Source organism: Citrobacter sp. MGH104, from assembly GCF_001034485.1.
In the GTDB taxonomy this organism is placed as follows: domain Bacteria; phylum Pseudomonadota; class Gammaproteobacteria; order Enterobacterales; family Enterobacteriaceae; genus Citrobacter; species Citrobacter freundii.
The window spans coordinates 1,296,488-1,319,241 of sequence record NZ_KQ089818.1 but is presented as its reverse complement, the minus strand read 5'-3'; the positions used below and the strand labels follow the sequence as shown (position 1 = coordinate 1,319,241).

The 22,754-nt window shown below is 53.2% G+C and carries 17 protein-coding genes and 2 pseudogenes; 12 read left to right on the top strand and 7 right to left on the bottom strand.

Annotated elements, in window-relative coordinates; all coding sequences use genetic code 11:
* Positions 1 to 40: 40 nt before the first annotated feature.
* The gene (locus SK34_RS06150; RefSeq protein ID WP_044713267.1) at positions 41 to 673 is read right to left on the bottom strand and encodes a YfdX family protein; all 633 of its coding nucleotides are present in this window, start codon (positions 671 to 673) and stop codon (positions 41 to 43) included.
* Positions 674 to 954: 281 nt separating this feature from the next.
* On the opposite strand from SK34_RS06150, the gene SK34_RS06145 reads away from it, so the two are divergent.
* Together SK34_RS06145 and SK34_RS06140 are read left to right on the top strand one after the other, a co-directional pair.
* Positions 955 to 1,551, top strand: coding sequence for a DUF308 domain-containing protein (locus SK34_RS06145; RefSeq protein WP_032949861.1), 597 nt, complete (start codon positions 955 to 957; stop codon positions 1,549 to 1,551).
* Positions 1,551 to 1,898 carry an HdeA/HdeB family chaperone gene (locus SK34_RS06140; protein ID WP_008321512.1) on the top strand — a complete coding sequence of 116 codons (348 nt, stop codon included), beginning with the start codon at positions 1,551 to 1,553 and terminating at the stop codon, positions 1,896 to 1,898. Before SK34_RS06145 ends, SK34_RS06140 begins: the two co-directional genes overlap by 1 nt.
* Positions 1,899 to 2,105: 207 nt before the next feature.
* Here the strand turns inward: SK34_RS06140 and SK34_RS06135 are convergent, their stop codons facing one another.
* The 4 genes from SK34_RS06135 to SK34_RS06120 all read right to left on the bottom strand — a co-directional run bounded on the left by SK34_RS06135 (position 2,106) and on the right by SK34_RS06120 (position 8,351).
* A complete protein-coding gene (locus SK34_RS06135; protein WP_003839771.1) occupies positions 2,106 to 5,222 on the bottom strand; it encodes an efflux RND transporter permease subunit in 3,117 nt (1,038 codons plus the stop codon).
* Between the two features lie 28 nt (positions 5,223 to 5,250).
* Positions 5,251 to 6,405, bottom strand: a complete 1,155-nt coding sequence (locus SK34_RS06130) for an efflux RND transporter periplasmic adaptor subunit (RefSeq protein ID WP_003839773.1) — start codon at positions 6,403 to 6,405, stop codon at positions 5,251 to 5,253.
* A 280-nt stretch (positions 6,406 to 6,685) separates the two neighbouring features.
* The gene (locus SK34_RS06125; RefSeq protein ID WP_003839775.1) at positions 6,686 to 7,252 is read right to left on the bottom strand and encodes a Slp family lipoprotein; all 567 of its coding nucleotides are present in this window, start codon (positions 7,250 to 7,252) and stop codon (positions 6,686 to 6,688) included.
* 244 nt (positions 7,253 to 7,496) lie between these two features.
* Positions 7,497 to 8,351 (bottom strand): MurR/RpiR family transcriptional regulator, encoded by an 855-nt coding sequence (locus tag SK34_RS06120; RefSeq protein ID WP_003839777.1) that lies wholly within the window; start codon positions 8,349 to 8,351, stop codon positions 7,497 to 7,499.
* 293 nt (positions 8,352 to 8,644) lie between these two features.
* Between SK34_RS06120 and SK34_RS06115 the strand changes: the two genes are divergently transcribed.
* The 10 genes from SK34_RS06115 to iolB all read left to right on the top strand — a co-directional run bounded on the left by SK34_RS06115 (position 8,645) and on the right by iolB (position 21,817).
* Positions 8,645 to 10,150 (top strand): CoA-acylating methylmalonate-semialdehyde dehydrogenase, encoded by a 1,506-nt coding sequence (locus tag SK34_RS06115; protein ID WP_044713261.1) that lies wholly within the window; start codon positions 8,645 to 8,647, stop codon positions 10,148 to 10,150.
* Between the two features lie 11 nt (positions 10,151 to 10,161).
* Positions 10,162 to 12,087, top strand: a complete 1,926-nt coding sequence (gene iolD, locus SK34_RS06110) for a 3D-(3,5/4)-trihydroxycyclohexane-1,2-dione acylhydrolase (decyclizing) (RefSeq protein WP_048232640.1) — start codon at positions 10,162 to 10,164, stop codon at positions 12,085 to 12,087.
* Between the two features lie 344 nt (positions 12,088 to 12,431).
* The gene (iolG, locus tag SK34_RS06105) at positions 12,432 to 13,418 is read left to right on the top strand and encodes an inositol 2-dehydrogenase (protein ID WP_003845960.1); all 987 of its coding nucleotides are present in this window, start codon (positions 12,432 to 12,434) and stop codon (positions 13,416 to 13,418) included.
* A 38-nt stretch (positions 13,419 to 13,456) separates the two neighbouring features.
* Positions 13,457 to 14,386 carry a sugar ABC transporter substrate-binding protein gene (locus tag SK34_RS06100; RefSeq protein WP_032949851.1) on the top strand — a complete coding sequence of 310 codons (930 nt, stop codon included), beginning with the start codon at positions 13,457 to 13,459 and terminating at the stop codon, positions 14,384 to 14,386.
* A 51-nt stretch (positions 14,387 to 14,437) separates the two neighbouring features.
* Positions 14,438 to 15,985, top strand: a complete 1,548-nt coding sequence (locus tag SK34_RS06095; protein WP_003839789.1) for a sugar ABC transporter ATP-binding protein — start codon at positions 14,438 to 14,440, stop codon at positions 15,983 to 15,985.
* A gap of 11 nt (positions 15,986 to 15,996) precedes the next feature.
* Positions 15,997 to 17,025, top strand: a complete 1,029-nt coding sequence (locus tag SK34_RS06090; RefSeq protein WP_003839791.1) for an ABC transporter permease — start codon at positions 15,997 to 15,999, stop codon at positions 17,023 to 17,025.
* Between the two features lie 8 nt (positions 17,026 to 17,033).
* The gene (locus tag SK34_RS06085; protein WP_048232637.1) at positions 17,034 to 18,167 is read left to right on the top strand and encodes a Gfo/Idh/MocA family protein; all 1,134 of its coding nucleotides are present in this window, start codon (positions 17,034 to 17,036) and stop codon (positions 18,165 to 18,167) included.
* Between the two features lie 12 nt (positions 18,168 to 18,179).
* A complete protein-coding gene (locus tag SK34_RS06080; protein WP_048232635.1) occupies positions 18,180 to 20,084 on the top strand; it encodes a bifunctional 5-dehydro-2-deoxygluconokinase/5-dehydro-2-deoxyphosphogluconate aldolase in 1,905 nt (634 codons plus the stop codon).
* A gap of 14 nt (positions 20,085 to 20,098) precedes the next feature.
* Positions 20,099 to 20,989 carry a myo-inosose-2 dehydratase gene (gene iolE / locus SK34_RS06075; RefSeq protein WP_048232633.1) on the top strand — a complete coding sequence of 297 codons (891 nt, stop codon included), beginning with the start codon at positions 20,099 to 20,101 and terminating at the stop codon, positions 20,987 to 20,989.
* 9 nt (positions 20,990 to 20,998) lie between these two features.
* Complete coding sequence (gene iolB, locus SK34_RS06070; protein ID WP_048232631.1) at positions 20,999 to 21,817, top strand: 5-deoxy-glucuronate isomerase; 819 nt, start codon at positions 20,999 to 21,001, stop codon at positions 21,815 to 21,817.
* 214 nt (positions 21,818 to 22,031) lie between these two features.
* Here iolB and SK34_RS06065 read toward each other — a convergent pair.
* Both SK34_RS06065 and SK34_RS06060 read right to left on the bottom strand, forming a co-directional pair.
* Positions 22,032 to 22,397, bottom strand: a pseudogene (locus SK34_RS06065) (autotransporter outer membrane beta-barrel domain-containing protein); the annotation flags it as partial.
* Positions 22,393 to 22,566: pseudogene (locus tag SK34_RS06060) on the bottom strand (integrase arm-type DNA-binding domain-containing protein); the annotation flags it as partial. The pseudogenes SK34_RS06065 and SK34_RS06060, both read right to left, overlap by 5 nt.
* Positions 22,567 to 22,754 lie beyond the last annotated feature (188 nt).

The following is a 22,754-nucleotide window of genomic DNA, read 5'->3' as shown; positions in this document are numbered from 1 at the left end:
GGAGAGAAAGTCCTGGTTCAACACTCCGTAGTGCTGAGTATTACTGGCCTGCGCCGATCATCTCACTATCGATCACAATACCTTCTTCAGCACCTTTTAACGCAAGGTTTGCTTCATAATACTTACCGGAAGACAGCAGTTTTTGCGCGCTGGCAACGGCTTTACGAGTCTGATTCAGGGGCATCAGGTATTGGGTCTGAAGCACGCTGATACCAGCCAGTTGCAGGGTATCCACTGCACCTTTCCAGTCGCCTTTGGCCATTTTGCCATTCGCTGTTTTGATAGCGGATTCTTTGGCTGGAGTGGCAATATAGTCTTCTGACAGCGCGATCGTAGCGTTAATAACCACGTACTGATCGTCAATCATCTTGGCTTTAGGCGCAGTTTTTACAAATTTCGCCCAATCTTTGCTGTCGCCTGCCAGCAGGGAAGCGGCGTCATCGGTTAATTTTTTAGCGCTGTCAGGCTGTCCATGAAACAGGGCCAAACGAGCAAGCTGAATATCACGCATCGCATTTGCGCCTTGCACTGCGACCTGCATAATATCGGCAGCTTCTTTTTGAACATTTGCGGTAGTAGCTTGCGCCGGAGTGGTTGTGGTAGCAGTAGCAGCCATCACTGGTGCTGAACCCATCATGGTTGCAAGCACACCCGCAAGAATAATCTTTTTCATTACTTTCTCCTGAATAAATTTGGTATATGTCACCAAACGCAATAAGCATATTAAATAATGTTAAAGAGCGAAATCAGAACCACGATAGAATAATGACCGTTTAATCTTACAAGTGTCAGATGTCTGACATGTGTAGGAATATACGCATAGCGACATTCTCTTGTTCTTATATACGCTTCCTTAGCGGAAGTCTTATCATTCCATTGTAAGTAACATATGTTGAGTGAGTAATAATTCTTGTGTCAACAGGTTACATTGCGTTTATGTATAACGGAGGATGTATGTTTGTTTTTAATCAGCGTAGCCTGAGAGCGTTTAATGAAAAAACACTCGTTCATTATAAAAAGCATGCGACGATTATGGCGGTGTTGATGTTGATTTGTGGCATCTGCTGCTTGATTTATCCGATTGCTGCAGGTGTTTATTTAAGCTATGCAACTGGCTTTATGTTTCTGGTATGTGGTTTCTATTCTATTTATAGCCTGTTTAGCTCAAGTAAAAAGCAATTGAAAGCCAAATTTACCTATGCCTTTTTTGCTATCGCGTGGTTACTGCTGGGTTACTGTTTCCTGGTGAATCCTGTGATAGGTATGAATTCATTGGCAATGGTATTTTGCTGCCTGTTTATTCTGGGGGGTATTTTTCGTATCGCATCTGGGGTCAAACTGTTCCACAGTCCGGGTTATGGATGGAACATTTTTATTGGTATTTTTGACCTGCTTATTGCCGGCGTCTGGCTGAATATGGATCCCGACAGATCGTATGTATTTACCTCAATTTTTATTGGTGTCGAGATGATCTTTAGTTCTTTAGCTTTTATCAGTCTGCGTAGGAATGCGACGCTGGTAAAAACTGATAAGCTCGCCGATAAAAAATAATGCTACCTCTGGAGCGCATAGTGAATATTAAAATGATGGTTTCTGCAGCTATTCTTGTGACCTCTGTTATGGCGCCAATGACCCGTGCTTTTGCTACTCAGGCAACGGAAGCTGCGCCACAAGATATGACCTGTAAAGAATTCGTTGATATGAGTCAGCAATACAAGACGGCAATTGCCTTTGTGATTGTTAATAAAAATTCGGACTTTAAAGGCGATGATTATGTTCCCCTGCATGAGGTGGAAACGGAAGCTGTACCGAAAATGGTTAAAATGTGTCATCAGCATCCGAATACAAAACTGGGTGAACTGGCTGTAAATCTGAAAGGTTCCGGTCTGCACTATTGATTAACCGTTTTGATAGCCTGGCTTTAGTTAGAATTGACAACCTCTGTACCTGCCCCAGTTGTTCCCCTACAAGAAAATCTGCGTAATGTTTACCCCGCTATCCACGAGAAACTCGCTGGATAGCCGTGCCCGCTAATAACTGTAGACCTGGCAAATGAAGTCCCATCCCTGGATTTGATAATCTAAACCCAGGGATAGGGCAGGGGATCAACGTCGAGCTTTAAATCGCGCTAACGTATTTTCAACGAGAACAAAGAACACTGGAACAAAATAGATCGCCAGTACCGTCGCGGCCAGCATCCCACCGATAACCCCCGTACCGACGGCATTTTGCGCGCCAGAGCCCGCGCCGTTGCTTATTGCTAGTGGAATTACCCCCAGGATGAAGGCCAGTGAGGTCATCAGAATAGGACGTAAGCGCATTTGCGCGGCTTCCACCGCGGCTTCAAGCGGCGTTTTCCCTTCTTTCTGCATAATCTCGACGGCAAACTCGACGATCAAAATAGCATTTTTAGCCGATAGCCCCATCGTGGTGAGTAGGCCGACCTGGAAATAAACATCATTGCTCAGGCCGCGCAGATCGGTGGCCAGCAACGCGCCGACCACCCCGATTGGCACAACCAGCATCACCGAGAACGGGATCGACCAGCTTTCATACAGCGCCGCCAGCGCCAGAAATACGACGATCAGCGAAATGCCGTACAGCATTGGTGCCTGGTTTGTGGATAGCGCCTCCTGATAAGAAAGACCGGTCCAGGCATAACCGACGCCTGCGGGCAGTTTATTAATCAGTGATGCCATAAATTTCATCGCATCACCGCTGCTTTTCCCTTCTACCGGCTGGCCCAGAATCTCCATTGCTGGCTGACCATTATAGCGTTCAAGGCGTGGAGAGCCGTAGGTCCACTCGGTTGATGAGTAGGCGGAAAGCGGGGTCATCGCACCAGAGGCATTACGTACATACCAGTGATTGATATTGTCCGGCAACATACGGAACGGCGTATCGGCCTGGACATACACTTTTTTTACGCGCCCCTGGTTCAAGAAATCATTGACATAGCGACTACCGAACGCGGTGGAGATGGTCTGATTAATATCCGATAACGCAACGCCCATAGCTTCAGCCTTTTTGGCGTCGACGTGAATGCGGAACATCGGCGTATCTTCCAGGCCGTTTGGGCGCACCCCGTCGACCTCACCTGAGGACTGGTTGGCCAGAGCCAAAAGCTCGTTTCGGGCCTGCATCATTTTTTCATGCCCAAGATTACCGTTATCCAGCAACTCCATATCAAACCCTGATGCGGTGCCCAATTCCGCGACCGCCGGTAAATTGAACGGATAAACGACAGCATTATTGATGGTACTTAAGGCCATCATTGCCCGTCGAATAATGGCGGTAACCGAGTTTTCTTCGCCAACGCGTTCTGACCACGGCTTCAGGCTGATAAATGCCAGGCCATTGTTTTGTCCCTGACCGCTGAAACCAAATCCGCCGACGGTGAAAACAGAAGCAACGTTTTTCTGTTCTTTCGTCAGGTAGTAGTCCGTTATTTCCCCGAGCACTTTGCTGGTGTTCACCATCGTTGAACCTGAGGGCAATTGCGCCGTGGTCATGAATACCCCCTGGTCTTCTTCAGGCAAAAAGGAGGTCGGCGTACGTAAAAACAGCACCATCATGCCCGCGCCAATGACTAAGTAAACGACCATGTAACGGCCCGTGCAACGTAACAGTTTTCGGGTGCTGTCCGTGTAGTGCTGAGTGCATTTCTCCATGAAATGATTGAATCGGGTAAACAGAAAATGCGTATTTGCCTGCTCGTCATCGTGTGCTTTTAACAGCATGGCGCAGAGTGCTGGCGTCAGGCTCATCGCCACAAACACCGACAGCAGCATAGAGGAGATCAGGGTGATGGAAAACTGACGGAAAATTTCTCCTGTTGCGCCGCTCATAAATGCCATCGGCATAAATACGGCGGATAACACGACGGCAATACCAACCAGCGCCCTCTGGAGCTGGCCCATTGCTTTATGCGTTGCCGCTTTTGGAGACAAGTGCTCTTCAGCAATAATACGTTCTACGTTCTCAACCACCACGATAGCATCATCGACTAACAACCCTATCGCCAGCACCATGCCAAACATCGTGAGCGTATTAATCGAAAAACCGGCGACGTCGAGAATGGCAAAGGTGCCGAGGATAACCACCGGAACGGCGATAGTGGGGATAAGCGTCGCACGAAAACTTTGCAAAAACAGGTACATGACGAGGAATACCAGAATGATTGCCTCGATCAAAGTATGAAAAACACCCTGAATCGAAATTTCGATAAACGGCGTGGTGTCATAGGGATAAACGGTTTTCATGCTGGCCGGAAACCAGGCTGATAATCTGTTCAGCTCTTGTTTAACAGCCTGGGACGTTTCAAGGGCATTGGCGCCTGCGGCAAGTTTAATCGCAATCCCGGCGGCGGGTTTGCCGTTGTAACGTGCAACCGTGGCATAATTTTCCGCACCCAGCTCAATGCGTGCGACATCACGCAGCAGAACCTGAGAACCATCTTGCTGAACTTTAAGGAAGATCTTGCCAAATTCATCGGTTGTTTGCAGACGCGTCTGGACGATTATCGACGCATTTAACTGCTGATCGGCTGACTGAGGCATGCCCCCCAGTTGCCCGCCAGATATCTGATTATTCTGTACTTTGAGCTGGGTAATGACGTCCTCGGGAGTGAGGTTATACTTGTCGAGCTTTTGCGGATCCAACCAGATGCGCATGGCGTATTGCGAACCGAATAACTGCACGCTCCCCACCCCGGCAGTGCGGCTTAGCGGATCTTTAATGTTCGAGGCTACATAGTCGGCAATATCATATTGGCTCAGGCTGTTATTATCAGAGATAAAACCGGCGACCATTAAGATATTGCTGCTGGATTTATCAACGCTGATCCCTTGCTGTTGTACTTCCTGTGGCAAGGAAGGCATCGCCAGCTGCAGTTTATTCTGTACCTGAACCTGCGCAATATCGGGTGACGTACCCGTTTTGAAGGTCAGGATAATCGAGGCATTACCTGCCGCATCGCTGGTGGATGACATATACATCAGGCCATCAAGACCGTTCATATTCTGTTCAATCACCTGGGTGACGGAGTCTTCAACGGTCTTTGCATCTGCCCCGGGGTAGGCAGCGCTGATGGTAATGGTTGGGGGCGCAATTTGTGGATATTGGGCGACTGGCAGGTTCATTATCGCGATACCGCCCGTAAACATCATGATAATAGCGAGCACCCAGGCGAAAACCGGGCGCTCAATAAAAAAGTTGGCCATGAAGAAAGTGTCCTTAATACCTGAAATATTACTGTTCAGCTACCGTGTCAGGTGTGTTCAGTTTTGAAGGGAGGACCCGGGCTTTGCTTCCCGGACGAATTCTTTGTAATCCGGACACAATGACCCGATCGCCGGGGCGTAATCCCGCGGTCACTAACCATTGATTACCAACGGCCTTCACTGCGTTTATTTCACGCAGTTGCACTACGTTTTCCTGGTCAAGGATCAGCGCGGTGGCTTTTCCTTGCTCGTTATGCGTAATTCCTTGCTGGGGGACCATCAACACGTTTTGCTGACTGCCTTCGTCCAGCAACGCCGTGACATACATGCCGGGTAAAATTTCACCTTCAGGATTGGGAAATACGGCGCGCAGGGTTACCGAACCGGTGGTCTCATCAACAGCGGGATCGGAAAACTCAAGCGTACCGGTATGGCGATAGGGTTTGCCGTTTTCCAGCATCAGCTCAACCGGAATTTTGCCTTGTTGCTGGGCAATTTTGCCGTTGGCTTTCTCTTCTTTAAGGCGTAAGAAGTCCTGTACTGACTGCGTTAAATCAACATAGATCGGATCTAATCTCTGAACGGTGACCAGCGAGTTTTCCTGATTGGCAGTAACCAGGGCACCCACGGTCACGGAAGATTTGCCGCTAATGCCATCAATGGGCGAGGTAACATTGGCGTATCGAAGATTGATGGTGGCTTGTTCAAGATCCGCTTTAGCGACGGCAACATTGGCTTGCGCTTCATTAAGCTGTGAAAGCGTGGTGTCATAGTCCTGGCGGCTGACGTAATTAGATTTTATTAATGCTGACTGCCGATTTAGTGTCAGACGAACATTATTGGCGGTAGCCTGTGCCTTTGCCAACGCGCCTTTGGCTGAGTCCAGTCGTGCCTGCAGTGGGGCTGGATCAATTTGATACAGTGATTCTCCTTTGCTGACTTTATCACCTTCAACAAAGTTGCGTTTTATGATGATCCCACCAACCTGAGGGCGGATTTCGGCGATCTCGAACGCAAGCGCGCGACCCGGAAGTTCACTTTTAATATTTACTGAGGAGGGGGCTAAGGTAACAACGCCGACCTCGGGCTCCATGGTGGTTTTTACTGCAGGTTTATTATCGCAGGCGGTGATGATGACGCTACTAAAGAATAATGGTATCAACAGTAAGCATTTTCTGTTCATAGTAATCCCTGAATAATGTGTAAACACAAATGTTCTTTTATTGCATGCAGGGTGGGGGAGTTGTCGGTAAATAACAAAAGATGGTCAGGCATGAGAAGGGTAAAGCCCATTTCTTCGCTAAAGAATTAGCGGTTAAAAATTATATGTAACAGGAAGAATGCATGTTAAGCGAAGGATCTCCTGAAGCAGGATGGCGCAATAAGATAAACGCGGGGTAATGAGAAGGGTTGTTTGCCAACACCTGACTCCGGAATATAGTCGCGCCATCTTACCTCTGGGATTATTTCACTAGCTCCGGAGTTACCTGAGTTACTGTATTAGCGTAGTAAGGCGCTCCCCACATCGGCTCTGGCCAGAACGCACCGTAACCATAATCCCACATATTATAAGTGGTGTTGACAGACTCAGTTAAATGCCAAACCTGGATACCTTGTAAATCAACTTTAACAAAGTTGTACGGGACTTTGTTGATGAATCCTGACTCATCGCCTTGAATTGTTCCCAAAATAGTCACGAAATGGTTTCTGTAGTTTACTGGATCGAGGAAACCTTTCTGCTGGGCAAGAATACGTCCCTGATAGCTCGCGTCAATTTGTGGCTTAGCAGAGTCGTTCAGTGGCAAAACGGCGATTTCCAGCAACGTATCTTTTTTGGTGTTAATCACATTGATGACTTTACCGCCAAAGCGGGCCTGCTGACCGGTATATAAACCAGGCTGGTTATGCACGGAGATAAAGTTTTTTTGGATATCGGGTTGATTATTACCTTTGATATTCTCAGGAATGGCGGCACATGATGCCAGGGTGAAAGCAAGGGCAATAATCATCAACCCTTTTGTATTTTTCATTTTACTTTCCTGCTTAAAAAAGACAGGGCTATAGTAAACCTTTGCGTATTATTGTCAGCAGACGCATTGTTGATTATCTAAAATTAATATAATTGTAGCTCATGGTAATAACGGATTGTATTTTATCCGGTCGCTGAATGATGGCGATATTTTCAACGACCATAAAAGTAACTGCAGACATCACGATTTCACGTCACGCTGGCGGGAATGTAATAAAGCGGATCATCAATTTTCGCGGCGCTCATCAACCGACAGAATGACCGCGTTCATTACTCCCGTCACCTAGCCGGTAAGCCAGCGCCACGACCAGTGACTGTACCAGGCACAGCGTCGCTGACTGGGAGCGAAACGCGTCGACCTGCGCCTCTTTCACCACAAAGCAGAGATCGCTGAATGTTGCCAGCGGGCTTATCTGGCTGTCGGTAATCACGATCTGGCGCGCGCCGGCATTGGCTGCAGTTTCGCTGACCATCACCGTTTCTTCCGCATAAGGCGAGAAGCTTATCGACACCACGATATCGCGCGCTTTAATGCGGTTAATTTGCTCGCGCAGCATTCCGCCCATTCCGTCGAGCAAAATAGGGCGACACTCAAGATGGCTCAGGGCGTAGGTGAGATAGGCGGCGACGCTAAACGAACGACGTAGACCGGCGATGTAAATGGTGTCGGCTTCTGCCAGCAATTGTACGGCGCGTTCCAGCATTTCAGGTTCGGCACGGGCTGCCAGCTGCTGGAGCGCTTGGGTATTCGAACGGGCGAACTCCTGCAGGATATCGAGCGGGGTTTCCGGCACGGCTTCGCTTTCCATCTCACGGAACATGCGCGCGCGGTCGCTGTAGCTGGCGGTTTCCTCCACCAGGTTCATACGAAACAGCTGTTTCATTTCGTTGAAGCCGGTGAAGTCAAAGGCATTGGCGAAGCGGATCAGCGTTGAGGGTGGCACTCCGGCACGTTCAGCAATGACGGCAACCGTATCAAAGGCCACGCTATTGGTATTATCCAGCACATAGCGGGACACCTGCTGCAGCCGCTTACTCAGGCTATCGTAGCGATCGCGGATTTGCTGCTGCAGCTCGTTCAGGCTGGTTGCTGTTGTCATTTTACCTCCTGGTACATAGTTTTATGATTCTAAACGCAAAACCGCGTCTTTGAAATGTCACTCATTCATCTGGCTGTAAAAACGAAACAAAAGCTTCAGGTTTGCCGTTCTCTGAAACGTTCTGCCAGTGCACGCTAATCATGCGATTCCGCTTGTTAACATAAAAACCCATCCTTGATCACATTAATCATTATTTATTTTATTTCAACTTAAAATGGAATGTTTGTTTCATATATAGTACACAGATAACAGTGTTCAGGTAACAGTCACGTATCAACAGCGAGAGGTTAAGGATGGAGACAGTAGCGAATTTTATCCACGGCGAATGTGTCACCGGTTCAGGCCAGCGCGTTCAGGCAATCTTCAACCCGGCCACCGGCGAGCAGATCCGCCAGGTGGTGATGAGTACGACACAGGAAACCGAGCAGGCCATTGCGGCAGCGCACGACGCATTCCCCGGGTGGGCGCGCCATTCTCCGTTAAAACGTGCGCGAGTGATGTTCCGCTTTAAGGCGCTGTTGGAAGAAAACATGGAGAGGCTGGCTCGCATCATCAGCGAAGAGCATGGCAAGGTGTTCTCTGACGCAGTTGGTGAGCTGACCCGCGGCCTGGAAGTGGTGGAGTTTGCCTGCGGCATCCCACATCTGCAAAAGGGCGAACACTCAGCCAATGTAGGCACCGGCGTCGATAGCCATTCGCTGATGCAACCTCTCGGGGTTTGCGTCGGGATCACGCCGTTTAACTTTCCGGCAATGGTACCGATGTGGATGTTCCCCATCGCGCTGGCAACCGGGAATACCTTTGTGCTGAAACCCTCGGAAAAAGATCCTTCTCTCGCCCTGGCTCTGGCGAAACTGCTGCAAGAGGCGGGCCTGCCGGACGGCGTGTTCAACGTCGTACAGGGAGATAAAGAGTCCGTCGACGTGCTGCTGACTGACCCGCGCGTGCAAGCCGTGAGCTTTGTCGGCTCTACGCCGATTGCGGAATACATTTATCAGACAGCGTCAGCCCACGGTAAGCGTTGCCAGGCGTTAGGTGGTGCTAAAAATCACTGCATTTTAATGCCGGATGCCGACATGGATATGGCTACCAACGCCATTATGGGGGCCGCTTACGGCGCGGCGGGTGAACGCTGCATGGCGCTTTCTGTCGTGCTGGCGGTGGGTGATAAAACGGCAGATGAGCTGTGCTCGAGACTGGAAAAACAGATTGCGGCGCTGCGTGTCGGGCCGGGGCTTGATCAGACACCGGAAAACGAAATGGGACCGCTTATCTCCTCGTTACATCGGAATAAAGTGCTCGGGTATATCGACAGTGGGGAATCTCAAGGAGCCAGTCTGCGCGTGGATGGTCGACGTTTTAGCGTTAAAGGCCATGAACAGGGTTATTTTGTTGGGCCGACCCTGTTTGATAACGTCACGCCGGAGATGACCATTTATAAAGAAGAGATTTTTGGACCGGTGCTTTCTGTGGTGCGCGTAGCAGATTACAGCAGCGCGGTGGAACTGATTAACCGTCATGAATATGGTAACGGCACGGCAATTTTCACACGTGATGGCGGCTGTGCGCGTCGTTTCTGCGAAGAGGTGCAGGCGGGCATGGTGGGCGTTAACGTGCCTATTCCGGTGCCGATGGCGTTCCACAGTTTTGGCGGCTGGAAGCGGTCCATTTTTGGGGCGCTCAATGTTCACGGCAATGATGGCGTGCGCTTCTACACCCGGATGAAAACCGTCACCGCACGCTGGCCGGAGATGCTGCAGGACACAGGGGCAGCGTTCTCCATGCCAACGCTGGGCTGACAGGAGGGTTTATGCAAACCGAACGTATGACCATGGCTCAGGCGCTGGTCAAATTCCTTAATCAACAATATATCTCTGTCGATGGCGTGGAAACGCCCTTTGTCGAGGGGGTCGCCACCATCTTTGGTCACGGTAATGTGCTTGGCATTGGCCAGGCGCTTGAGCAGGATCCCGGTCATTTGCAGGTGATGCAGGGATGTAATGAGCAGGGAATTGCGCACATGGCGACCGGATTCGCCAAACAGCATCGGCGCCAGCGTATTTTTGCCGTGACGTCATCGGTTGGGCCGGGAGCGGCGAATATGGTGACTGCCGCGGCGACCGCAACGGCGAACCGTATTCCGCTGTTGCTGTTGCCCGGGGATGTATACGCCAGCCGTCAGCCGGACCCGGTATTGCAGCAAATTGAGCAATACCATGACCTTGGCATCAGCACCAACGACTGCTTCCGCCCGGTCTCGCGTTACTGGGACCGGATTAACCGCCCGGAGCAGTTAATGAGTGCGATGCTAAACGCGATGCGAACGCTTACTGACCCCGCAGATACTGGTGCCGTGACCATCTGCCTGCCACAGGATGTACAGGGAGAAGCCTGGGACTATCCACAGAGTTTCTTTGCGCGCCGCGTTCATCTGATTGAACGTCGACCGCCCGACCCACAGCGTCTGGCGATGGCGCGGGCGCTGATTGCCCGCAAACGCCGTCCGCTGGTGGTATGCGGCGGCGGGGTACGATATTCCGGCGCGCATGAGGCGTTTCGTATGTTTGTTGAAACGCTGCAACTGCCGTTTGCCGAAACTCAGGCCGGAAAAGGCGCACTGGTTAGTGACCACCCACTTAATCTCGGAGGCATTGGAGTAACTGGAGGGATGGCAGCGAATCAGCTCGCACCAAAAGCCGATCTGGTGATCGGCATCGGTACGCGCCTCACCGACTTTACCACCGGTTCGAAAGCGCTGTTTTCTCATCTGGAGGTTGAGTTCCTGCTGCTGAACGTGGCGGAGTTTGACGCGCTGAAGCTTGATGCCACTGCGCTTATCGCCGACGCCCGTACCGGGCTTACGGCGTTAACTGAAACGCTGAAAGACTACCGCAGCGATTGGGGGAAGGAGGTCACGCAGGCGCAAGAGGCCTGGCGCGATGAGTGCCAACGTTTATGGGATCGCGACTGGCGTCCCGACGACGAACCCGAAGTGGCAGGGCATCTTGACGCTCAGCTGGCGGAATATGGCGACACGCTAAACACCCGGTTGACCCAGACGAAGGTGCTGGGACTTATCAATCAGCACATTGAAGATAACGCTATCGTCGTGGGGGCCGCTGGATCGCTGCCTGGCGATTTACAGCGTATCTGGCAGGTCAAAACCCCGGACAGCTATCACCTGGAATACGGCTACTCCTGTATGGGCTATGAAATTGCGGCTGCTATTGGAGCCAGGCTGGCGAAGCCACGGCAGCCGGTTTATGCCATGGTGGGGGATGGCTCATACATGATGCTGCATTCCGAGCTACAAACCGCCGTTCAGGAGGGGATAAAAGTCACTATCCTGTTGTTTGATAACGCCAGCTTCGGGTGCATTAACAACCTGCAGATGGGGCATGGGATGGGGAGTTTCGGTACGGAAAACCGCCACCGCAACCCGCAAACCGGACGGTTAGATGGACCGTTGGTGAAGGTCGATTTTGCCAAAAACGCGGAAAGCTACGGCTGTCGGGCATGGCGCGTACATGACGAGCAAAGTCTGCTGGCGGCGCTGGAAGCCTCCCGTGTGCATTCAGGGCCTGTGCTGCTGGATATCAAAGTTCTGCCGAAAACCATGACCCACGACTATGCCTCCTGGTGGCGTACTGGCGATGCGCAGGTGGCAGACTCTCCGTCGGTGCGAAAAGCGGCTGAGCAGACGTTTGAGCAGGTGAAAAACGCACGTCAGTACTAAAAGCGATTAATGCCGGATGGTGCAGCGCTTATCCGGCCTACAGCGGATTCTATCTCCTGGCCGGATAAGGCGTTAGCGTCGTCATCCGGCAACCTGCAACAACGAAATTTTCATTTCATTTTTCCTTTCTCTTCATCCATCACCTCCTTCCTGAACGGAAGGAGGGCCAATTCCTTCATCTTTCCTGTCTTTATGTTGTGATATTGATAACAAATTTTATCTCGATCATCTCAAAAGTGTTAACTTGCACCCAAAAACATAATTTTCACTATTTATAAAAATGAAATAAATGTTTTATTTAAAGGGTCGTTAGTTCATCGCATTCACCAACACCGGGAGCCGTTATGTTTAACATTGCTTTACTGGGCGCTGGCCGAATTGGCCAGGTACATGCAGCTAACATTGCCAGTCACAGTGCTACTACCCTCTGGTCGGTCGTCGACCCGAATCAGGAATTTGCCACTCGTCTTGCCACACAGTACCAGGCTCGTTTGCAAAGCCTGGATGAGGCGATGACGGACCCTAACGTTCACGCCGTGCTGATTGCCTCCGCGACCGATACCCACGCGGATCTGATTGAAATGGCCGCACGCCACGGCAAAGCCATCTTCTGTGAAAAACCGGTCCACCTGGATCTGGCCCGTGTACGCGACTGCCTGAAAGTGGTCAAAGAGTACGACGTACCATTGTTTATCGGTTTCAACCGCCGCTTCGATCCGCAGTTTCGCCGCGTGAAAACTGATGCACTGGCCGGGCGTATCGGTAAACCGGAATCGCTGCTGATCATCTCCCGCGATCCGTCGCCGCCGCCTGCGGAATATGTGCGTGTGTCCGGCGGTATGTTCCGCGATATGACCATCCACGATTTTGATATGGCGCGCTTTATCATGGGCGAAGAGCCGGTTTCGGTGTATGCCCAGGGCAGCAATCTGGTGGATCCGGCGATTGGCGAAGCGGGCGATATCGACACCGCGTTCATCGTACTGAAATACGCCTCCGGCGCGATGGCGACCATCGTCAACAGCCGCCGTTCTTCTTACGGATACGATCAGCGCCTTGAGCTGCACGGCTCTGAAGGGCTGCTGTGCGCGGGCAATATTCTCGAAAACCAGGTGCAGCACTACGGCAAACAGGGCTGCACCAGCGCGTTACCTGAACACTTCTTCCTGCAGCGTTATAAATCGGCCTATGCCGCGGAATGGGAACACTTTGTTGCGGTACTGCGCGGCGAAGCGGTCCCTGATTGCAGCGGGGACGATGGCGAGCGTGCGCTGTATCTGGCGGATAAAGCGCTGGAGTCACTGCATAGCCAGCGTGAAGTTCTCCTCTGATTGTCACCACAACCTACCCTACACAGAGAGACATAATAATGAAAAAACTGATCTTAGCTGTCCTCATCGCCATGACATCCGGGGCAGCCATTGCTGAAAACGAGCAAATTGTTTTCAGTACGCCAAACCTGGCGATGCCATTTGAAGTTCACATGCAGCGCACGGCGGTGAAAGCCGCAAAAGAGATGGGCGTGAATTTACAGGTCCTGGACGGGCAGGGTAGCTCGCCAAAACAGGTCGCTGACCTGGAAAACGCCATAACTCGTGGCGCACAGGGCTTTATTGTTTCGCCGAACGATGTCAACGCGGTATCCAGCGCGGTAGATGAAATTCAGGATGCGAAACTGCCCGTGGTCACGCTCGACCGCTCCGTTGACAGCCAGAAAAAAGTGCCACACTTCGGCGCGAACAACTACAAAGGCGGCCAGGCGATTGGCGACTTTGTCAAAACCAAATTCCCAGACGGGGCAGACATTATTCTGCTGACCGGCCAGCCAGGCTCCTCCTCCAACATTGAACGTACTAAAGGTATTCGCGACAGCCTGAAGGCGGGTGGTGAAAAGTACAAGATCGTTGCCGATCAGACCGGTAACTGGATGCGTTCTGAAGGGATGCGCATTGTTGAAAGCGTGCTGCCTTCGCTGCCGAAGCGTCCGCAGGTGATCCTCTCCGCTAACGACGATATGGCGCTGGGCGCGATTGAAGCGTTACAGGGGCAAGGACTGAAGCCGGGTGAAGTTCTGGTCACGGGATTCGATGCCGTGCCGGAAGCACTGGCGCGTGTGCGCGACGGTTGGCTGGCAGTGACGGCGGATCAACGTCCTGGCTTTGCGGTGAAAACGGCCATGAGCCAGTTGGTGAATAACGTCCGTGAGAAGACTGCGATCACCGGGGCTGACTACCCGCCAACGCTTATCACTAAAGAAAATTTGCAGCAGGCTGAGCGTATCGGTGAGGCCGGTAACTGATATGTCCGGAGCCGCCGTTACGGTGGCTCACTCTAAAGGAGGAGCAGACCGATGTCGCAACCCTTACTGAAAGTGACCGACCTGGCGAAAAGCTTTTCCGGCGTTTGGGCGCTGAGCAGCGCACAACTGACTGTCGGAGCAGGCGAAATTCATGCGCTGTTAGGTGAGAACGGTGCCGGAAAATCGACCCTGCTGAAAGCGCTGGCGGGCGCACAGCCGCAAACACGCGGGGATATTTGGTTCAACGGCGAAACATTGCCGGTAGAAGACTCTCCGGTTGAGCGGCAGAACAAGGGCATTATCACGATTTATCAGGAATTTAATCTGCTGCCCAATATGACCGTCGCCGAGAATATGTTCCTCGGACGCGAACCGCGTAAACGCAATCTGATTGTGGACGAAAAGGCGGTAAATCAGGAGGCGCAGGTGATTCTGGATTACCTGCAACTGAACGTTGCGCCAACCACGGCCGTGGCCCGACTGAGCGTGGCGCAGCAGCAAATGGTGGAAATTGCGCGGGCGCTGACGCTGAACGCAAAGCTGATCATCATGGATGAACCTTCCGCCGCGCTGAGCGACAGCGAAGTGGAAAGTCTGCACCGGGTGGTGCGGGAACTTAAAGGGCGTGGCGTGAGCATTATCTACGTCACCCATCGCCTGCATGAAGTTTTTCAACTCTGCGACCAGTTCACCGTTTTTCAGGATGGACGATTCACCGGGAATGGCGCGGTTGCACAGACCACCGTAGAACAGCTGATCCGCCTGATGGTGGGGCGCGATGTGGCCTTTAATCGCCGCCCGGCCAGCGAAACTCACCATGAAGATAAACCTGTGCGTCTGGCGGTGAAGGGGCTTAGCCGCGAAAAACCGCCGCTGGATCCGCATGGCATCGCGCTGCACGACATTAGCTTCCACGTACATGCTGGCGAAGTATTAGGTATTGCCGGACTGGTGGGTGCCGGGCGCACCGAAGTGGCCCGCTGCCTGTTTGGCGCCGACGGTTTTACCTCCGGCAGCTTTGAACTTGATGGCGTGCCGTATCAGCCGCGCGATCCGCTGTTTGCGCTGGATCAGGGGCTGGCGCTGGTACCGGAAGATCGTAAAAAAGAGGGCGCAGTGTTGGGACTGTCGATCCGCGACAACCTGTCGCTCTCCAGCCTGTCGTCACTGCTGCACTGGCGCTGGTTTGTGAATACCCGCAAAGAAGATGCCCTGATTGAGTCTTACCGCCAGGCGCTGCAGATCAAAATGGTCAACAGTGCGCAGGAGGTGCGCAAGCTCTCCGGCGGAAACCAGCAAAAAGTGATCCTCGCGCGCTGCATGGCGCTTAACCCTCGGGTGTTGATTGTGGATGAACCGACGCGCGGCATCGATGTTGGCACCAAATCAGAAGTCCATCAGGTGCTGTTTGATATGGCGAAAAAGGGCGTGGCGGTGATTGTGATCTCCTCCGATCTGCCGGAAGTCATGGCGGTTTCCGATCGGATCATCACGTTGAGTGAAGGCCGGGTGACTGGCGAGATCCACGGCGATGACGCCAACGAAGAGCGGCTAATGACGATGATGGCCATCAACCACAACGCCCTGAATGCGGCATAACGGAGTGACTCATGACGCAGATTATTTCTAAAACCCAGGTTCCAGCCAAACGCGGTGGACGTCTTGATCCCATTGCCTTTTTTGAGCGCTTTGGGGTGCTGATTTTTATGATCCTGCTGCTGATTTTCTTTCAGTTGCAGAACAGCAATTTTCTTTCTGAACGCAACATTTTCAACATTCTGACCGAAGTCTCCATCTACGGGATCATGGCGGTGGGTATGACGTTTGTCATTCTGACTGCCGGCATCGATCTGTCGGTGGGCTCTATCCTGGCGGTCTGCGCTATGACCGCCGCGTATGTGATCAAGGGCGACAACTTCACCACCGTCGATCCGAACGCCTGGGGCGGCATGAGCTGGCTGATTGGTCTTGGTATCTGTATGGCGATGGGCACCGCGATTGGTTTTCTGCATGGCCTCGGCGTGACCCGCCTGCGTCTGCCGCCGTTTATCGTCACCCTCGGCGGGATGACCATCTGGCGCGGCCTGACGCTGGTGATCAACGATGGCGCGCCGATTGCCGGTTTCGACGCGGGATACCGCTGGTGGGGACGCGGCGAGCTGCTCGGCATTTCGATTCCAATCTGGATCTTTGCTCTGGTCGCTATTGGCGGTTACCTGGCACTGCATAAAACCCGCTGGGGGCGCTTCGTGTACGCCATCGGCGGCAACCCGGAGGCGGCGCGTCTGGCAGGGGTCAATGTGAAGCGCGTGCTGGTGAGCGTCTACGTATTGATTGGCTGTCTGGCTGGGCTGGCGGGCTTCATCCTCAGTGCGCGTTTAGGCAGTGCGGAAGCGGTCGCCGGGATCTCCTTTGAGCTGCGCGTCATCGCTTCGGTGGTCATTGGCGGCACGTCGCTGATGGGGGGCTACGGACGCATCGGCGGCACCATTATCGGCTCGATCATCATGGGCATCCTGATTAACGGTCTGGTGCTGATGAACGTCTCGGCTTACTACCAACAAATTATTACCGGCTTAATTATCGTTCTGGCGGTGGCGTTCGATACCTACGCCAAGAGCCGTCGCGGCGCACTGTGAGGATCATGATGAAAGAAGTTCGTATTGGATTGATTGGCACCGGGTATATCGGCAAGGCGCATGCTATCGCCTATGCCCAGGCCCCGACGGTGTTTAACCTGCGCGGCAAACTGGTGCGCGAGATGGTGGCGGAAGTCACGCCGGAACTGGCGGCAGAGCGGGCGCAGGCGTTTGGCTTCAATCGCTCAACCGGAGACTGGCGTGCGCTGGTGGCCGACCCGGCCATTGATGTGGTGGATATCTGCTCTCCCAACCATCTGCACAAAGAGATGGCGCTGGAAGCGATTCGCCACGGCAAGCATGTGTACTCGGAAAAACCGTTGGCGCTGAACGCCCACGACGCGCGTGAAATGGTTGAGGCCGCACAGCGGGCAGGAGTGAAAACCCTGGTGGGGTTCAACTATATGAAGAACCCAACGGCGCAGCTGGCGAAAGAGATCATTGAGCGCGGAGAAATTGGCGAGGTGATCCATTTCTACGGCACCCACAACGAAGACTACATGGCCGATCCGCTTGCGCCGATCCACTGGCACTGTTTTAAAGAAACGGCGGGTCTGGGGGCACTTGGCGATCTGGCGGCGCATATCGTCAATATGGCGCAGTACCTGGTTGGCGATATTCATCAGGTCTGCGGCGACCTGAAGATCGTGGTGCCACAGCGTCCGGCGCAGGTCGGTTCCTCGCAAATGGTGACGGTAGAGAACGAAGATCAGGCCCACGCGATGGTGCGCTTTGCAGGCGGTGCGCAAGGGGTGATTGAAACCTCCCGCGTCGCCTGTGGCCGCAAGATGGGGTTGTCGTATGTGATTACCGGGACCAAAGGAACCATCAGTTTTACCCAGGAGCGCATGGCTGAGCTGAAGCTCTATTTGCATGACGATCCGGTCAACCGCCAGGGGTTTCGCACTTTACTGGTTGGTCCTTCGCATCCGGACTACGGCGCGTTTTGCATGGGAGCCGGGCATGGTATCGGTTTTAACGACCAGAAAACTGTGGAAGTGCGCGACCTGGTGGACGGCATTGCCGCCGATGCGCCGATGTGGCCGGACTTCGAAGAGGGCTGGAAGGTGTCGCGTGTGCTTGACGCTATCGCACTCTCGCACCTGGAAGGCCGCTGGCTGAATGTGAACGATATTGTCTGAAGAGGTATCAACGTGGAAAAGCAGTTTGATGTGATATGCATGGGCCGCGTGGCGGTTGACCTCTACAGTCAGCAGATTGGCGCACGCCTGGAAGATGTGTCGAGCTTTGCCAAATATCTTGGCGGATCGTCCGGCAACGTGGCCTACGGAACGGCGCGACAGGGACTGCGTTCATCAATGCTGGCGCGGGTTGGCGACGAACATATGGGGCGTTTCCTGCGTGAAGAATTAAATCAGGTAGGCTGCGATACCAGCCATCTGATTACCGATAAAGACCGCCTGACAGCGCTGGTGCTACTCGGCATTAAAGACCGGGACACCTTCCCACTGATTTTTTACCGTGATAACTGCGCGGATATGGCGATTACCGCCAGCGATGTTGATGAACAGTACATCGCTTCTGCTCGTTGTCTTGCCATCACCGGGACGCATCTTTCTCATCCGCAAACCCGCGAGGCGGTGTTGACGGCGCTCGCTTACGCCCGCCGTCACGGCGTGCGTACGGCGCTGGATATCGACTATCGCCCGGTGCTGTGGGGGCTTACATCCTTAGGCGACGGCGAAACACGTTTTATCGCCGCCGATCAGGTCACCCGTCAGTTGCAGGAGGTGTTGCATCTTTTTGATGTGATTGTCGGCACCGAGGAGGAGTTTCATATCGCGGGCGGCAGTACCGATACACTGCAGGCGCTGTCGCAGGTTCGCGGCGTGAGTAACGCGACGCTGGTCTGCAAGCGCGGTGCGCTCGGTAGCTCGGTGTATACCGACGCGATCCCGGCCCGGCTGGACGATGGCCTGACGGTGACCGGCATACGCGTGGAGGTGCTGAACGTGTTGGGGGCGGGGGATGCGTTTATGTCCGGCCTGCTGCGCGGCTACCTGAACGATGAGGGATGGGAGCAGGCGTGCCGCTATGCTAATGCCTGTGGTGCGCTGGTGGTATCTCGTCACGGCTGTGCGCCGGCGATGCCGAGCAAAGTTGAGCTTGATGATTATCTTTCTCGTGCTGCGGAGGTTCCGCGTCCGGATCTTGACCCGCGTCTAAACCATCTGCACCGCGTCACCACCCGTCGCCGCGAATGGCCGGAACTGTGCGTGATGGCTTTCGATCACCGCAGTCAGCTTGAAGAGATGGCGCTACAGTGCGGCGCATCTTTGAAGCGTATTCCGGCATTGAAACAGCTTATTTTGCAGGCCAGCCGTGAAGCGGCCAACAGCGCCGGGCTGGAGGGCAAGGCCGGGCTGCTTTGCGACGGTACGTTTGGTCAGGATGCGCTGAATTCGATAACCGGAGAGGGCTGGTGGATAGGTCGCCCTATCGAACTGCCGGGATCTCGCCCGCTGGAGATGGAACACGGCAATATTGGCTCGCAGCTCATCAGTTGGCCGCAGGAACATGTGGTGAAGTGTCTGGTTTTTTTCCATCCGGAAGATGCCCACGCGTTGCGTCTGGAGCAAGAACAGAAAATCGCCGAGGTGTACCGCGCCTGTTGTCAGTCAGGTCATGAGCTGCTGCTGGAGGTGATTTTGCCGGCCAGTATGCCGCGCAGTGATGAACTGTATTTGCGCGCTATTTCCCGCTTCTACAACTTAGGGATTTACCCCGACTGGTGGAAACTCCCACCGCTGACTTCTGCTGGCTGGACGGCGTTGAGTGACATTATTGAACGGCGCGATCCGCACTGCCGTGGCGTGGTGATCCTTGGTCTGGACGCACCGGCAGAGCAACTGCGCGCGGATTTCAAAGCGGCTGCGGGTCATGCGGTGGTGAAAGGATTTGCCGTGGGACGCACGCTGTTTGGCGACGCTTCCCGCGCGTGGTTGAAACACGATATTGACGATGCGCAACTGGTGGCGCGCATTAAAGATAACTACCTGCAGCTTATCGCCTGGTGGCGCGAGCGCGGACAAGCATAATTCAGGAGAAGATAATGACGGTACAATTAGGTATTAATCCACTGACATGGACGAATGATGATCTTCCTTCACTGGGCGCTGAGACGTCGCTTGATACTTGTCTGAGCGAGGGTAAAGAGGCCGGATTTGCTGGTTTCGAACTGGGTAATAAATTCCCGCGCGAGGCGCGACTGCTCGGCCCCATTTTGCAGCGTCACGACCTGCAACTGGTTTCCGGCTGGTACTCCGGACGTCTGCTGGAACGCAGCGTGGAGGAGGAGATTGCCGCCGTGCAGTCACATCTGATGTTACTGCGCGAGCTGGGGGCCAAGGTGCTGGTCTTTGCCGAAGTCAGTGGCTGCATTCACGGCGAGCAGCAGACGCCGGTACATCTGCGTCCGCGCTTCCCGCAAGAGCGCTGGCAAGAATACGGTGAAAAGCTCACCGAGTTTGCGCGCTACACCCAGCAGCAGGGGGTACAGATTGCCTATCACCACCACATGGGAACGGTGATTGAATCTGCTGAAGATGTGGGTAATCTGATGACGAATACCGGTGATGAAGTTGGATTGTTGCTCGACACGGGACACTTGACCTTCGCCGGGGCCGATCCGCTGGCGGTGGCGCAGCGCTGGGCATCGCGTATCAACCATGTTCACTGTAAAGACGTGCGTGCCGACGTGCTGGCGGATGTCAAAAATCGCAAAACCAGCTTTCTCGATGCGGTACTGAGTGGGGTCTTTACAGTGCCGGGCGATGGCTGCGTTGACTATCCGCCGATCATGGCCTTGCTGAAGGCGAACCAGTATCAGGGGTGGTTAGTCGTGGAGGCGGAGCAAGATCCGGCCATCGCGCATCCGCTGACATATGCGCGTCTGGGCTATAACAACCTTAGCCGTCTGGCGCGTGACGCTGGTCTTATCTGAGGAGGTGATATGTCACGTTTATTATCACGTTGGCAGCAGCCGGACGCGCAGGGGCGTACGCAGTCAGTGACGCCGGAAAGCGCCGGTTGGGAATATGTTGGCTTTAAAGCGTACGAACTGGAAGAGGGGCAGCAGCTTACGCTGCCCGCCGTCAGCGAAGAACGTTGTCTGGTATTGGTCGCCGGACGCGCGACCATCACCACGCCGGGTGCAACCTTTACAGATATCGGCGAACGGATGAGCCCGTTCGAACGGATAAAACCGTGGGCGGTCTATGTCACTGCTGGTGAAACCATACAGGTTCAGGCAGTGACCAGACTAGAGCTGGCGGTCTGCGCTGCGCCGGGGAAAGGCACACACCCAACACGGCTGATCGCCCCTAAGGATATCGACGGGGAAGCGCGCGGCAAAGGTCACAACCAGCGTTACGTGCATAACATTTTACCGGAAGATAAACCTGCTGATAGCCTGCTGGTGGTGGAAGTGTGGACCAACGAAGGCTGTACCAGTTCCTGGCCAAGTCATAAGCATGATACCGACAATCCGCCGCAGGAGACCTATCTGGAAGAGACTTACTACCATCGCCTCAACCCGCCGCAGGGATTCTGTCTGCAGCGGGTATACACCGACGACCGGTCGCTTGACGAGTGTATGGCTGTCTATAACCGTGATGTCGTGATGGTGCCAAAAGGGTATCACCCGGTGGCAACCCTGGCAGGATATGACAGCTACTACCTCAACGTGATGGCGGGCCCGGTACGCAAATGGATGTTCACCTGGGAAGAGGAACATGCGTGGATTAATCGCGAGTATCCAGTTCATAAGTAAGGTTTTGAATGGCTTTGTTAAAAGCGAGTCGTTTTTTCCCTCCTTTTGAGCAGTAAAATGGGAGGGATGGGATGACGGTTGGTACTATTTAAGTGCTCATTATTCTCATAGCTCGCCTGGCTATGAGAATAATGCAAGCGTCGATATATTTGGGATTATGACAGTAGCCAGGGTGCTGTCGAAAACACCCCGGCTATCTTTTGTTGCGGGCTGATTAGAAATGATATTTCAGTCCTAACGTTGCCGCGCTGTTGTTGTAACCGTTGTCTCCCATCTGGACGCCCACATTACCCCACAGATTTAAATCTGGCGTAATCTGGCCTTCGACACCCAGTTTAATCTCTCCCAGATTGCGTGCACCTTCCTGGCTGACGCTAACGTCGTCCATTTTAGTGCTAAAACTGCGTGTATTATGGAGCCAGTTAGCTTCAATAAATGGCTGGAATTCGCGGCCTTTGCCCTCATCCATTTTATTAAAGCTTTTCAGATAGGCTCTGGCTCCAAGACGGGTTTGAATATTACCGTTACCATTCATCTCGATACGTGTTCCGTTAGCTTCCCGATGGTCATCTGATTTGACCACTACACTGTTTGGTTAGAGGCCGATAGTAACGGAACTGCCAAAGCTTACTACCGCTGGACTTGATTAACAGAGTAAGCCCGTCACCATCATAAAGCTGGTAATCGGCATCTTTAGGTTTGGCGGCTTTGATTTCCGTATCGGTTAACGGCTTAGTTTTTCTTGCCATGGGGAGTCTCCATGCGTTTAGGCCCAACGAAAACAATAGAGCTTTTCGTTGGGCCTATCAATGGGCCTAAAAGATTCGGATTTAATTAGTTCTCTTCGGACTTCGCAGGACAAATTGCAGACACAAAAAAGCCCGCAGGGCTTGCGCCGTGCGGGCTCTTAGGACTTCATCGGATGACTCTGGTAATC

Bases quoted from the DNA above. Each gene is read 5' to 3' on its own strand.
- SK34_RS06130 (WP_003839773.1), bottom strand. From the start codon at position 6,405: ATGAACAGAAAATGCTTACTGTTGATACCATTATTCTTTAGTAGCGTC.
- SK34_RS06120 (WP_003839777.1), bottom strand. From the start codon at position 8,351: ATGACAACAGCAACCAGCCTGAACGAGCTGCAGCAGCAAATCCGCGAT.
- SK34_RS06150 (WP_044713267.1), bottom strand. From the start codon at position 673: ATGAAAAAGATTATTCTTGCGGGTGTGCTTGCAACCATGATGGGTTCA.
- iolE (WP_048232633.1), top strand. From the start codon at position 20,099: ATGACGGTACAATTAGGTATTAATCCACTGACATGGACGAATGATGAT.
- iolB (WP_048232631.1), top strand. From the start codon at position 20,999: ATGTCACGTTTATTATCACGTTGGCAGCAGCCGGACGCGCAGGGGCGT.
- SK34_RS06115 (WP_044713261.1), top strand. From the start codon at position 8,645: ATGGAGACAGTAGCGAATTTTATCCACGGCGAATGTGTCACCGGTTCA.
- SK34_RS06145 (WP_032949861.1), top strand. From the start codon at position 955: ATGTTTGTTTTTAATCAGCGTAGCCTGAGAGCGTTTAATGAAAAAACA.
- SK34_RS06090 (WP_003839791.1), top strand. From the start codon at position 15,997: ATGACGCAGATTATTTCTAAAACCCAGGTTCCAGCCAAACGCGGTGGA.
- iolD (WP_048232640.1), top strand. From the start codon at position 10,162: ATGCAAACCGAACGTATGACCATGGCTCAGGCGCTGGTCAAATTCCTT.
- SK34_RS06135 (WP_003839771.1), bottom strand. From the start codon at position 5,222: ATGGCCAACTTTTTTATTGAGCGCCCGGTTTTCGCCTGGGTGCTCGCT.
- iolG (WP_003845960.1), top strand. From the start codon at position 12,432: ATGTTTAACATTGCTTTACTGGGCGCTGGCCGAATTGGCCAGGTACAT.
- SK34_RS06095 (WP_003839789.1), top strand. From the start codon at position 14,438: ATGTCGCAACCCTTACTGAAAGTGACCGACCTGGCGAAAAGCTTTTCC.
- SK34_RS06125 (WP_003839775.1), bottom strand. From the start codon at position 7,252: ATGAAAAATACAAAAGGGTTGATGATTATTGCCCTTGCTTTCACCCTG.
- SK34_RS06085 (WP_048232637.1), top strand. From the start codon at position 17,034: ATGAAAGAAGTTCGTATTGGATTGATTGGCACCGGGTATATCGGCAAG.
- SK34_RS06140 (WP_008321512.1), top strand. From the start codon at position 1,551: ATGCTACCTCTGGAGCGCATAGTGAATATTAAAATGATGGTTTCTGCA.
- SK34_RS06100 (WP_032949851.1), top strand. From the start codon at position 13,457: ATGAAAAAACTGATCTTAGCTGTCCTCATCGCCATGACATCCGGGGCA.